Raw genomic sequence first — 11,592 nt, forward strand, 5'->3', positions numbered from 1 at the left:
TTAACGTAGTTTTAATCTTGATAAGATATAATTCAGTCAGGCATGATGCTATGAATTTAAGGAGGTGTCAATGTGAAAATTTCTAGAATTGTTAAACTGATCATTGTCATCGTCGGTATCACGTATTTGATCCAAAACCCCAGTAAAGTGGCTGAAGGTAAGGTTTGGGTAGGTAATCAGGTTCAACAATGGGTGGCCTTGTTTGATAAAAATACTAGCCTACCAAATGATCAAGTAAGCGCGGAACCAGGCACCGTTAATACAACAACAGATCATCAGGACGCGACGCATTTAAACGGTGCAGTATGGGCAAAAAAAACGCTTAATGTTTATTTTGATGTCGCAGCTGACCAGCAACCTGCTTATTTGCAAGCCTGGCAGCAAGCATTTAACAATTGGAATGACGTTCAAGTGTTAACATTAGTGCAGGTGCAAAATAAAAATCAGGCGGATATTGTGTTAACAACTGAAAATCGTGGTGATACGTCACAAGCAGGTGTTGCCGAGACACGCTTTTTAGTTAACCCGGTTACTGGTAAAAAGGTCATGACTCACGTGGTAGCCAAACTAAACACGCATTATTTAGATGACTATACTATGGCACGCAAGATTAACACAGCAGAACATGAATTAGGTCATGCACTCGGGTTGGACCACGTTTCCAATCGTGTGTCTGTTATGCAGCCGCAAGGTTCTGATTATGGCATTCAACAATCTGATGTTAGTCAACTACAGGCACTGTATGCACACTAAAAAATCATAAAGCTTGACGAGTCAAAAAAAAGATGGTAATCTACACATGTGGAAGCGCTTACACATGCAATGATTAGCAACTTTTATTTTTTTGAACAAAAAGTAAAACGTTTTACCTAAAAGGAGAAAAGCATTGTGAAAAAAAACGGCATTATAAATTCTCAGATTGCGGCTGTGGTCGCTGATATGGGTCACATGGATTGGCTAGCGGTTGGAGATGCTGGGACACCGGTCCCAAAGACTGTAAAAAAAATTGATTTAAGCGTTGTACTTGGCAAACCAGAATTTATTGACGTGTTAGACGCTGTATTATCGGAATTGGCAGTTCAGAAAATTTATTTGGCGGAAGAAATCAAACTAGAGAATGCCGCGATGTTGGAAAAAATATATGAGCGATTTTCTCAAGATGTTGAGATTGATTTTATATCTCATGCCCAACTCAAACAACAGTTAAAGGAGAGCAAGGCATTTGTTAGGACTGGTGAGGCAACACCTTTTGCCAATATTATTTTAGAAAGCGGTGTGGTTTTTTGATTTAACAGCGAGCAAATGGAGGAATTATGAAGATAGATATGGTTGGTATTTCTAAGTCGTTTGGTAATAATCATGTTCTCAGGGATGTTAATTTTCATTTGGGAGAGGCCGAAGTGCATGCGTTGATGGGTGAAAATGGTGCCGGTAAGTCAACACTCATGAACATTATGACTGGTTTGTTACCCTTAGATAGTGGGCAAATCATGGTGAACGATGAGTCTGTGGCGTTTAAGGGGCCAAAAGATGCAGAAGAACACGGTATTAGTTTTATTCATCAAGAGATGAATAACTTTTCTGAAATGACCGTTTTAGAGAATATGTTTTTAAATAAGGAGGAAAAGACAAGTTTTGGTTTGATTGATGACAAAAGCATGCGTGATCAAGCGGAAAACATATTCAAAACGTTAAATATTAGTTATGATTTGGACGCGCCAATTGGTAGCTTAAGTATTGGCGCGCAACAAATGATTGAAATTTCAAAAGCGATGATGACTGATGCCAAAGTGATCATTATGGACGAACCAACGGCCGCTCTAACAAGTTCAGAAATACACGCGCTTTTTGAAACGGTGAATCATTTAAAATCACGAGGTGTGAGCTTTATTTATATTAGTCACCGTATTGAAGAAAATATGGAGATCGCAGATAAAATAACAATTATGCGAGACGGTCATACGGTCAGTGAGTCTAATATTGTGGATACAACTGTGGCTGAAATTGTTAAAAACATGGTAGGACGTGATATTGGTGAATTCTATCCTGATCGACACCCAAAGTACGGGCAAAATGTGCTTGATGTTGCTAATTTTACCAGTCATGATAAATTTCACGATATTAGCTTTTCTGTTCGTCAAGGTGAAATATTGGGTTTCTCAGGCCTAATGGGGTCTGGGCGTACTGAGGTCATGCGCGCTATCTTCGGCGTAGATCATAGAGATTCAGGCAACATCAAGGTTGACGGTGCACCAGTCAAGATTATGAAACCAGCCGATGCCATTCATCAAGGGCTTGGGTTTGTCACAGAAAATAGAAAAGATGAAGGGTTAATCTTAGATTTCTCAGTAGCAGAAAATATCATTATGCCGAGTTTACAAGAATTGGTCAAAAATCATATGATTGACGAAAAAGTTAAGACAGATTTTGTTGACTTTTTGATAAAACGTTTAACCGTTAAAACTGATGGGCAGGATATTAATGTTGACCGTTTATCTGGTGGTAATCAACAAAAAGTTGTCTTGGCCAAGTGGATTGGTGCGGGTAGTAAATTATTGATTTTAGATGAGCCAACACGTGGTGTTGACGTTGGTGCTAAAAGAGAAATCTATCAATTGATGAATGAATTAACTGATAGAGGTGTGGCAATCATTATGGTGTCTAGTGATCTGCCAGAAGTTATTGCTATGAGTGACCGTATTGCGGTGATGTACGAAGGCGGGTTAATGGCAATTGTTGACAACAGTGAGCATGTTCAAGAGTCAGACATTATGACACTTGCTACAGGAGGAAGAAAATAATGGTTAGTACGAAGCACACAGATAAGGCATCAGTGGTCGTTAAGGACAAAAATCTTATCAGCAGGTTGTCAGGGCTGGGACCCGTTTTAGCATTGATCGTGCTGGTTATCATCACCACGATTATGAATCGTAATTTTTTAGATCCGAATAATCTACTCAATTTGTTGCGACAGGTATCAATTAATGGTCTGATTGCTTTTGGCATGACATTTGTTATTTTGACTGGTGGCATTGACTTGTCAGTCGGTGCAATACTAGCTCTGACGTCGGCTTTGTCAGCTATGATGATCACAAGTGGTGTGCCAACCGTCATCGCGATGGTTATTGGCATTGTTATTGGCGGTTTATTAGGCGGTGTTAATGGTCTTATTATTACCAAAGGTGGGGCAGCACCTTTTATTGCCTCACTTGCGACAATGACAATTTTCCGAGGTGCAACTTATGTTTTTACAGATGGTAATCCGATTACTGGGAAAATTATGAACAACAGTTTTATGTTTCAATTCATTGGTCGCGGTTATTTCTTTGGTATACCGGTACCTGTGATTATCATGTTAATCGCGTTTTTAATCTTATTTATTTTGTTGCACAAAATGACATTTGGTCGAAAAACCTATGCTTTGGGTGGTAATGAAAAGGCTGCATTTGTGTCTGGCATTAAAGTTAATCTCACAAAAACATGGATATACGTTATTTCTGGTATCATGAGTTCTGCTGCTGGAATGATACTGATTTCGCGTTTGAGTTCGGCTCAACCAGATGCTGGCACTGGTTTTGAAATGGACGCCATTGCGGCAGTTGTTTTGGGTGGTACTTCTTTAGCTGGTGGACGAGGTCGTCTATTTGGGACACTTATTGGTGCGTTAATTATTGGTACGCTAAATAATGGCATGAACTTGATCGGTATCTCTAGTTTTTATCAGCAAATCGTCAAGGGTATTGTGATTATTATAGCAGTATTACTTGATCGTAAGAAAAACGCATAAAGGCGGTAATTAAAATGACTAAAAAGATTATTGGTAGTATTGTCGTCGTTGCAGTATTAGTTTACGGCATTTTCTTTGTCACGTCAGGACGGCCAGTTTTTTCGATTAGCAATCCTTTCCAAAGCAATACCACAGTGCAACATAAGAAACCAAATGAGTTGACCATTGGTGTGTCACTCTCAACCCTAAATAACCCGTTTTTCATTTCAATAAAGGATGGCGTTAATGAAATCGCCAAAGCATCAGGGTCAAAAGTACAGGTTTACGATGGTCAAAATAATACAAACAAGCAAAGCAATGATGTTGAAGATTTGATTCAAAAAAAGGTCGATGTCTTGATTATTAATCCCGTGGATTCTTCTGCAATTACACCAGAAGTGAAGTCTGCTAATGAGGCAGGGATTCCCGTTATTGCTATAGATCGTTCATCTGACGGTGGTAAAGTACTCAGCCTTGTGGCATCAGATTCACGAGCAGGTGGTAAAATGGCAGCAGACTTTATGATCAAAACATTGGGTCAAAATGCCAAGATTGCTGAGTTACAAGGGACACCAGGTGCTTCTGCAACACGTGAACGTGGTGCTGGATTTGATCAGACAGCAAAGGGACACTTGGATATTGTGACTAAGCAATCGGCAAACTTTGATCGTACAGCAGGGCTAAATACGTCTGAAAATATTGCGCAAGCACATCCAAATATCAAAGGACTATTTTCACAAAATGATGAAATGGCTTTGGGTGCGGTCCAAGCGTTAAAGAGCAACCCTGATATTGTTATTGTTGGTTTTGACGGGTCAGAAGACGGTATGACCGCTGTTAAAAAGGGTCAAATGGCAGCAACTGTTGCTCAAAAGCCAAAGGAAATGGGGAAATTAGCGGTTCGGGCAGCATACGATCACTTCCAAGGTAAATCAGTATCCAAAAATATCAAATCGCCACTAGAATTAGTTGTAGCTGACAAATATAAGTAGTCAAATATTATGTATTTTAATTCACATAATGATAAAATGTTTATCTTTAAATTGCAATTAATGTCATAAAAGTCCTAGAAAGCTATTAAAATATACCTTTTTAAATTCAAAGTGGTATAGTGTAAATATAAATATGTTTTGAATGATTTTCAAAATATAAATTTTTTGGGGGCTTATTTATGAGTACTGTTCAAGAATTGACCGACATTGTGGGTCATAATCACATCATCACCTCAGCTGCAAAATCATTACGTTATCGTAAGGGTTATCGCAGTGGTCGCGGGGATGCATTAGCAGTTGTGTTGCCAGGCAGCTTAATGGAGTTGTGGCAAGTATTGAAAGTGCTTCACGCCCATAATATTATCATTATTATGCAGGCATCTAACACGAGTTTAACAGAAGGGTCAATTCCAGCACCAGGATATGATCGAGAATGTGTGGTGGTCAATGGTAGCAGAATTAAAGGTGTTCAATTGATCAATAAAGGTCAAGAGGCACTTGCATTCCCAGGAACCACACTATTTAAATTGGAAAACGCACTGAAAGCCATTAATCGTGAACCACATTCTGTGATTGGTTCTTCGAATTTAGGTGCATCCGTTATTGGTGGTATTAACAATAATTCAGGTGGTGCTTTGATCCAACGTGGGCCAGCATACACAGAATTATCATTATTTGCGCAAATTGATGCCAATGATGAACTACACTTGGTCAATCATCTCGGAATTGATTTGGGTAATACACCAGAAGAGATGATTAATAACCTCGAAAATCGCAATTTTGATATTGATCATGTTAAAAAAGATGATAAGCGTGTCGGTCATAACCGTGACTATGAGGCGCGAGTTCGTAATATTGGATCACATACCCCAACACGTTATAACGCTGATCCCAACGAATTATATGAAGTATCGGGTTCGTCAGGTAAATTAGCTGCGTTTGCTGTTCGTCTAGATACATTTCCAAAAGAAGGTGCCTCACAGGTATTTTACATTGGTACAAACGAGCCAGCGGTGTTGGAAAAATTGCGACGTCATATCCTATCTGAATTTAAGAATTTACCCGTATCTGGGGAATATATGCACAAAGAAGCCTATGATTTAGCTAAAAAATATGGCAAAGATTCATTGCTTGTGATTGATACAATAGGGACAAATATGTTGCCATACTTGTTTAGTTTGAAATCAACAGCTGAACGCATACTAGGGCATATTCCGACGTTTAAGCCATACTTTCCTGACCGTATGTTACAACATGTTGGTCAAATATTTCCTAATCAGTTACCAAAACGTGTTGAGGAATATAATGAGAAGTATGAACATTATCTACAGTTGAAAATGGTTGGTGAAGGTATTGATGAAGCACGTCAATACTTAAAAGAATTTTTCAAAACGGAATCAGGCGATTACTTGGAGTGCACACCTTCAGAGGCAGACAGGGCAGCTACGCATCGTTATGTCACAGCTGGTGTCGCCATTAGGTATCAAGAAGTTTTCCAAAATAAGAAGTTGGATATTTTACCATTAGATATTGCTTTACCTCGCAATGAGTTTGATTGGTTTGAACACTTGCCAAAGGAAATTGAAGATAAAATTGAACACAAGCTATATTATGGTCATTTTCTTGATCACGTCATGCACCAAGATTATATTTTGAAGCCGGGTGTTGATCCACATGAACTTAAATTAGAAATGTTGAAGTTACTTGACAAACGTGGGGCGATTTATCCCGCTGAACATAACGTTGGGCACTTGTACCATGCTGCTTCAACGTTAGTGAGCCACTACAAGCGTAATGATCCAACAAACAGTTTCAATCCTGGTATTGGTTTAACGACTATGGAAAAATACTGGGGTAATTATTAATCAAAAAAACACCAAAAATGTTAATATTTTTGGTGTTTTTTTGATTAACTTATTTATTGGTCATTTGATCAAAGTCATCGACCATGTCTTTTGGACCAACGACAGATAAGATGTCTTTGTTGTGTATTTCATATTTGGAATCAGGTGCGACGATCACCTCGCCGTCATGACGTACGGCAATGACGTTTAGTCCGAATTTTTTGTGAATATTAAGTTCCGAAATCGTTTTCCCAGCAAAAGCCGGATTGACAATTTGCACTTCTGCCATGGAATAATCATCGGACAGTTCAATAAAATTGAGCATGTTTGGCGCTAATAATTTACGTCCGATACGTTCCCCCATTTCACGCTCAGGTTGAACAACTAGGTCGGCTCCAATTTTTGTGAGAACGCGTAAGTGGGTGCGATTTTCGGCTTTGGCAATGACATTCTTAGCGCCGAGGTCTTTCGCGTTGATGGTTGCTAAAATGCTTGCTTGCATGTTATGTCCGATGGCAATCACAACATGATCAAAACTGGCAATATCTAATTTTCTTAAAACGTCATCTTCTTGTGCATCAGCAATGACAACTTGCGTTGCAATATCACGATAATCGTTAACATGTTCCTCGTTGATGTCAATGCCAAGCACGTCTTGACCATTTGCAATAAGGGTTTCAAGTAGTGCCCCACCAAAACGACCGAGGCCAATGATAGCATATGTTTGACGCATAATGAGTTTCTCCTAAGTTTGGTATGATGTTGTGATTGGGTTAACCGATAATAACTGTTTCTTCTGGGTATTGATAAGGTGCGTGATCGGCGTGTACATTTAGAATTGAGAACATCACGGTGTAGACACCCACACGACCAATGAACATTGTTAACATGATAACACATTGTCCAAAAACATTTAAGTGTGGTGTGAGCCCAAGTGTCAATCCAGCTGTTGCGAAGGCGCTAACAACTTCAAAAATGATATATTCTAGCCCGTATTTGGAATCAGTGCCTTGTGTGAGCATGAGTAAGAATGATAGAACGCCTAAGAAAAGTAAGGAGACAAATATTAACAAAAGTGATCGTGAGATGTTTTCGTTGGTTAGTCGACGATGTGCAAAAGTAACATCTTTTTTACCACGTAATGCAGCATGTGTTTTGAGTAGCAAAACGCCTAATGTCGTTGTTTTGATGCCACCAGCCGTTGAACCAGGTGTACCGCCGATATACATCATCATAATGGTTAATAGAATTGTAGCTGGAGCCATTTGGTTGAAACTGAATTGTGAAAAACCGGCTGTTCGATAAGAGATTGACATAAATAAAGTGTTGGCAACGCGATTAAAGCCAGATAAATGTGATGCAATTGCTAAATTACTTTCAGTTAATTCAAACAATAACCAACCGCCAACAATGAGTGCCCCAGTCATCATAAGCGCGAGCTTTGAATGTAAGGTCAATTTATGGGAATGATGATACAGTAGGACATCACGCCAGACTAGAAATCCTAAGGAGCCAGCAATAATCAAAGCAGCAATGATTAATAAAATCCAAGGCTGATTGGCATAAGCCATATCACCAGCTGGCAGTATGGAAAAACCAGCATTACCAAAAGCAGAAACAGCGTGAAAAACAGCATAGAATAGGCCACGTTTGATACCAAAATCATGAATGAAAAATGGCGTTAGTAAGATAGCACCTGCCATCTGAATGATAACCGACAGTTTGATGACGTAACCAAAGACAGCACGTGTGTCGTAAAGACTTTCTAAACTGTAGACTTCTTGTACCATCATTTTATCGCGCAGATTCATTTTTTTGCGTGTTGCTGTAAAAAGTAACACCGAAAATGACATGAATCCCAAGGCACCAATTTCAATCAAGCACATGATCACAATTTGTCCAAAAGTTGTCCAATGTGTTGCCGTATTAACAACTGTCAAACCAGTAACAGAGGCTGCTGAAGTCGCTGTAAATAGGGCATCCATGAATGAATGTCCCATATCGCCATTATAGCTAAAAGGAAGCATGAGTAATAATGCGCCAACCGTAATGACGGATAAAAAACCTAACGTCAAACGTTGTGGCATAGAGAGTCGGGACAGAAATGTACGGCGTTGAGATTGGTTATGAAATTTTTTCATCTCTGCTTCTGTTGGGAGTTCTATTTTCCGTGACATATTTTGTGTAATTTAACTTCCTTTATATTAAAAGTGAGGATTTAACCATTTTAACATGCTTTATTTCATTATACACGGTATAGAACTGTTGATTTGTCTCACGTCACATAGTTTGTCAATTTAAATCTCGAATATCAAGTGAGTTGATGTATAAACATTTGAAATTGATCGTCAATTTGTTGCTCTTTTAGTGTACCAGTCAATGCCATGATACTCATACCTTCAATGAGCAGCATGAAACTATCAGCAAGTTTTTTTGTACTGTGATTCGTTATTTTATGTTGTTTGACACCAAGATCTAAAATAGATCTCACTGTCGCTTTTGTGGCATTCATTTGTTTTTGTTTTAAATGGTTATCACGAGCATCATGATGAGTAAAAGAATACTCATACATGGCGCGGAGTAGCGATGGGGCACCCTGTATATGATTGATTAGTCGAGTTTTATGTTCACTGAGGTAGGCGCTGAGTAGGTCATCGAAAAGTGGTTCATTGATAACAGCTTTACGAATATCATCAAATTGGCGCACAGAACGCTGTGTTATCGTTTCAAAAAAAATATCATCAGTTGTATGAAAATATAGATAAATACCACCACGACTAATGCCGCAGGCATCAATAATATCTTGCATGGTCACATTCAGAAAGCCTTTTTCTGAAAAAACTTTTTGAGCGCCAATTAAAATCGCCGCTTTTTTTGTTTCACTTCGTTTGTTGGAAACACTTCTATTCATGCGCACACACTTTCTAAATTTAATATGACACAACTGTCATTATGTAGTATAATTCATTTTATGAAATGACACAACTGTCATTTTAAGGAAAGAGGGTTTGACTTCATGAATTTATCGATTCAAAAAGTAACAGGGGTTGCAATGTTAATTGCAATCAACATCATACTTGGAAAAATTAGTGTTGGGCCTGCATTTGCTGCTGTGAATTTTGGTTTTATCGCTTTAGTGTTAGCTGGCTACCTATATGGCGTCAAACTAACGATGTTGGCTGCCGTTTTAGCTAATTTGCTGACTTTTACGATTATGGGTAGTGGTGCGTTTTCATTTTGGTTTGTTATACCGGCGGCCTTGGCAGGAGCAACATATGGCTTATTGTATCAACCATCTTTACTTCGTATTTTTATTGTTAACATTGTTGTTGTCGTAGGTATTAGTTTTTTGTTGAACACGAGCTTAATTGGCTATGTTTACCATTTGAATTATGAAATACTATTAACAACAAGAATATTTAAAATGATTGCTAGCCTTATTGTGCAAACGATAGTTACTTATGTATTATTGAAACACACGGCTATTATTAACTTAAAAAAACAACGGTAGTAGAGATATTGTAATACACAACTAAAAACTGCAGAAGTTCTAAGGTTATTGTCGAAAGTAACCTTGGGCCTCTGCAGTTTTTATTTTAGAATATCTTGAATAACGTGAGCTAGTGAGATGGTTTTCATTTGGTCATACGCAGCGGATTCAATATCACTATAAAAGTGATTTAATGTTTCTTGAATATGGCCACCAACTAAACAGTTTGGGTTTGTTTTGGGATCAATATTGAGTAGATTATGTGGCATGCTAATCGCGCAATAAACATCATAGATGCTAATATCATCCGGTGATTTTGCTAATTGTGGTGTAGCGACACCTTGATGCGTTGTGAGTAGATTGGCCGATCGGAGATCAAGCATTAAATTACGTACAACACTGGCGTTTGCACCAATGCTAGCTGCAATCGATTTACTGGATAAATCCTGTTTTTTCAATATTTCAATGTAAGCTAAAATGTGTATTGCGTCGCTTAATTTATATGAAAGTCCCATATTCCTATCCTATCAGTTGGTTATTCAAGCATTATAGCATAATTCAAGAAACAAAAAAGGCATCTAAATAATGATGCCCGCTGATAACTTTAGTTCCGTGCTAGAATTTCTTTGAGCGCTGCAGGTAGTGGTGTTAAGTCGCGACCTAAAACATCAGGTAAGTCATTTGAGGACACATTTAATGAGCCTTCGTCAATTGGTGATTGGAATGAGGCAAACAAAGCTGCTAAGTCATGAGACAAACCACTTTTTTCCAATGTGGTAATATAGTCATCTCGTGTTTCTTTTGTTACGGTAATTTTTTCTCCTGTCGCTTGCGTTAAAGCTAAGCCCAATGACTCATAATCATTGATTGATCCAGAAAATTCGTAAACAGTTTTTGGTGCCTCATTGACAAGCACTTTAGCAGCAGCTTCCGCATACTCACGTTCTAAAGCCCAACCGGCATGACCAGACGCCCAATAAGATGTGGCATGTTGGTTAGCACCTGAGGTGATAAAGCCCATTTCATTTTCGAGGTACCAATTATTTCTGAGTAGTGAATGTGACAGACCTGATTTTGATAATGCTTTTTCAGTTGCTAAGTGGTCACTTGCTAGGGCACTAACTGACTGATCTGCTCGAATGAAACTTGTGTAGGCAACAAAGGATACGTTGTTAGCTACTAGAGCGTCAACGACATTTTGATGTTGTGTCTCACGTGGTACTGGGCCACCTGGTTGAGAGGAAATAAACAAGACGCGATCGACACCAGCTAGGGCGCGTGTCATTGCGTCGGTATCGTCGTAATCTGCTTGGCGGACATCAGCACCGGCAAATAATTCCTGTGCCTTTTCTAAGTTTCTAGCAATGACGACAATATCTTGAACGTCGACTAATTCTTGTAAATAATGGTAAGCTAATTGGCCAAAGTGACCTGTTGCAGCGGTAATTGCATATTTCATAGTGTTTTTTCCTTTTCTGTTTTCTATACAAGTATTATAGC

12 protein-coding genes are annotated in these 11,592 nt (G+C 38.7%); 7 read left to right on the plus strand and 5 right to left on the minus strand.

The features are described from left to right. Nucleotides 1-72 precede the first annotated feature (72 nt). The 6 genes from LKI_RS06375 (at nucleotide 73) to dld (ending at nucleotide 6,623) form a co-directional block, all read left to right on the plus strand. On the plus strand, nucleotides 73-753 hold the full coding sequence (locus LKI_RS06375; protein ID WP_013103335.1) for a matrixin family metalloprotease: 681 nt from the start codon (nucleotides 73-75) through the stop codon (nucleotides 751-753). Nucleotides 754-888: 135 nt separating this feature from the next. Next, complete coding sequence (gene rbsD, locus LKI_RS06380) at nucleotides 889-1,287, plus strand: D-ribose pyranase (RefSeq protein ID WP_013103336.1); 399 nt, start codon at nucleotides 889-891, stop codon at nucleotides 1,285-1,287. 26 nt (nucleotides 1,288-1,313) lie between these two features. Further along, a complete protein-coding gene (locus LKI_RS06385) occupies nucleotides 1,314-2,801 on the plus strand; it encodes a sugar ABC transporter ATP-binding protein (RefSeq protein ID WP_013103337.1) in 1,488 nt (495 codons plus the stop codon). Continuing rightward, on the plus strand, nucleotides 2,801-3,787 hold the full coding sequence (locus tag LKI_RS06390) for an ABC transporter permease subunit (protein ID WP_013103338.1): 987 nt from the start codon (nucleotides 2,801-2,803) through the stop codon (nucleotides 3,785-3,787). Before LKI_RS06385 ends, LKI_RS06390 begins: the two co-directional genes overlap by 1 nt. A gap of 14 nt (nucleotides 3,788-3,801) precedes the next feature. Further along, nucleotides 3,802-4,758, plus strand: coding sequence for a D-ribose ABC transporter substrate-binding protein (locus LKI_RS06395; RefSeq protein ID WP_013103339.1), 957 nt, complete (start codon nucleotides 3,802-3,804; stop codon nucleotides 4,756-4,758). Between the two features lie 179 nt (nucleotides 4,759-4,937). Further along, nucleotides 4,938-6,623, plus strand: a complete 1,686-nt coding sequence (gene dld, locus LKI_RS06400; RefSeq protein WP_013103340.1) for a D-lactate dehydrogenase — start codon at nucleotides 4,938-4,940, stop codon at nucleotides 6,621-6,623. A 49-nt stretch (nucleotides 6,624-6,672) separates the two neighbouring features. Here the strand turns inward: dld and LKI_RS06405 are convergent, their stop codons facing one another. The 3 genes from LKI_RS06405 to LKI_RS06415 all read right to left on the minus strand — a co-directional run bounded on the left by LKI_RS06405 (nucleotide 6,673) and on the right by LKI_RS06415 (nucleotide 9,513). Further along, nucleotides 6,673-7,335, minus strand: a complete 663-nt coding sequence (locus tag LKI_RS06405) for a potassium channel family protein (RefSeq protein WP_013103341.1) — start codon at nucleotides 7,333-7,335, stop codon at nucleotides 6,673-6,675. A gap of 40 nt (nucleotides 7,336-7,375) precedes the next feature. After that, complete coding sequence (locus LKI_RS06410) at nucleotides 7,376-8,779, minus strand: TrkH family potassium uptake protein (RefSeq protein ID WP_013103342.1); 1,404 nt, start codon at nucleotides 8,777-8,779, stop codon at nucleotides 7,376-7,378. A 134-nt stretch (nucleotides 8,780-8,913) separates the two neighbouring features. Then, the gene (locus LKI_RS06415; RefSeq protein WP_013103343.1) at nucleotides 8,914-9,513 is read right to left on the minus strand and encodes a TetR/AcrR family transcriptional regulator; all 600 of its coding nucleotides are present in this window, start codon (nucleotides 9,511-9,513) and stop codon (nucleotides 8,914-8,916) included. Nucleotides 9,514-9,618: 105 nt separating this feature from the next. On the opposite strand from LKI_RS06415, the gene LKI_RS06420 reads away from it, so the two are divergent. Continuing rightward, a complete protein-coding gene (locus LKI_RS06420) occupies nucleotides 9,619-10,113 on the plus strand; it encodes a folate family ECF transporter S component (protein ID WP_013103344.1) in 495 nt (164 codons plus the stop codon). Between the two features lie 80 nt (nucleotides 10,114-10,193). Here LKI_RS06420 and LKI_RS06425 read toward each other — a convergent pair whose 3' ends face one another. Both LKI_RS06425 and LKI_RS06430 read right to left on the minus strand, forming a co-directional pair. Further along, nucleotides 10,194-10,607, minus strand: coding sequence for an Rrf2 family transcriptional regulator (locus LKI_RS06425; protein WP_013103345.1), 414 nt, complete (start codon nucleotides 10,605-10,607; stop codon nucleotides 10,194-10,196). An 89-nt stretch (nucleotides 10,608-10,696) separates the two neighbouring features. Further along, nucleotides 10,697-11,551, minus strand: coding sequence for an NAD(P)H-binding protein (locus LKI_RS06430; protein ID WP_013103346.1), 855 nt, complete (start codon nucleotides 11,549-11,551; stop codon nucleotides 10,697-10,699). Between the last annotated feature and the right edge of the window lie 41 nt (nucleotides 11,552-11,592).

This window comes from Leuconostoc kimchii IMSNU 11154, assembly GCF_000092505.1.
Classification (GTDB): Bacteria; Bacillota; Bacilli; order Lactobacillales; family Lactobacillaceae; genus Leuconostoc; species Leuconostoc kimchii.

Excerpts from the sequence above, each read along its gene's own strand:
- LKI_RS06405 (WP_013103341.1), bottom strand. The coding sequence starts at position 7,335 with ATGCGTCAAACATATGCTATCATTGGCCTCGGTCGTTTTGGTGGGGCA.
- LKI_RS06420 (WP_013103344.1), top strand. The coding sequence starts at position 9,619 with ATGAATTTATCGATTCAAAAAGTAACAGGGGTTGCAATGTTAATTGCA.
- LKI_RS06395 (WP_013103339.1), top strand. The coding sequence starts at position 3,802 with ATGACTAAAAAGATTATTGGTAGTATTGTCGTCGTTGCAGTATTAGTT.
- LKI_RS06410 (WP_013103342.1), bottom strand. The coding sequence starts at position 8,779 with ATGTCACGGAAAATAGAACTCCCAACAGAAGCAGAGATGAAAAAATTT.
- LKI_RS06390 (WP_013103338.1), top strand. The coding sequence starts at position 2,801 with ATGGTTAGTACGAAGCACACAGATAAGGCATCAGTGGTCGTTAAGGAC.
- LKI_RS06385 (WP_013103337.1), top strand. The coding sequence starts at position 1,314 with ATGAAGATAGATATGGTTGGTATTTCTAAGTCGTTTGGTAATAATCAT.
- dld (WP_013103340.1), top strand. The coding sequence starts at position 4,938 with ATGAGTACTGTTCAAGAATTGACCGACATTGTGGGTCATAATCACATC.
- LKI_RS06430 (WP_013103346.1), bottom strand. The coding sequence starts at position 11,551 with ATGAAATATGCAATTACCGCTGCAACAGGTCACTTTGGCCAATTAGCT.
- LKI_RS06415 (WP_013103343.1), bottom strand. The coding sequence starts at position 9,513 with ATGAATAGAAGTGTTTCCAACAAACGAAGTGAAACAAAAAAAGCGGCG.
- LKI_RS06425 (WP_013103345.1), bottom strand. The coding sequence starts at position 10,607 with ATGGGACTTTCATATAAATTAAGCGACGCAATACACATTTTAGCTTAC.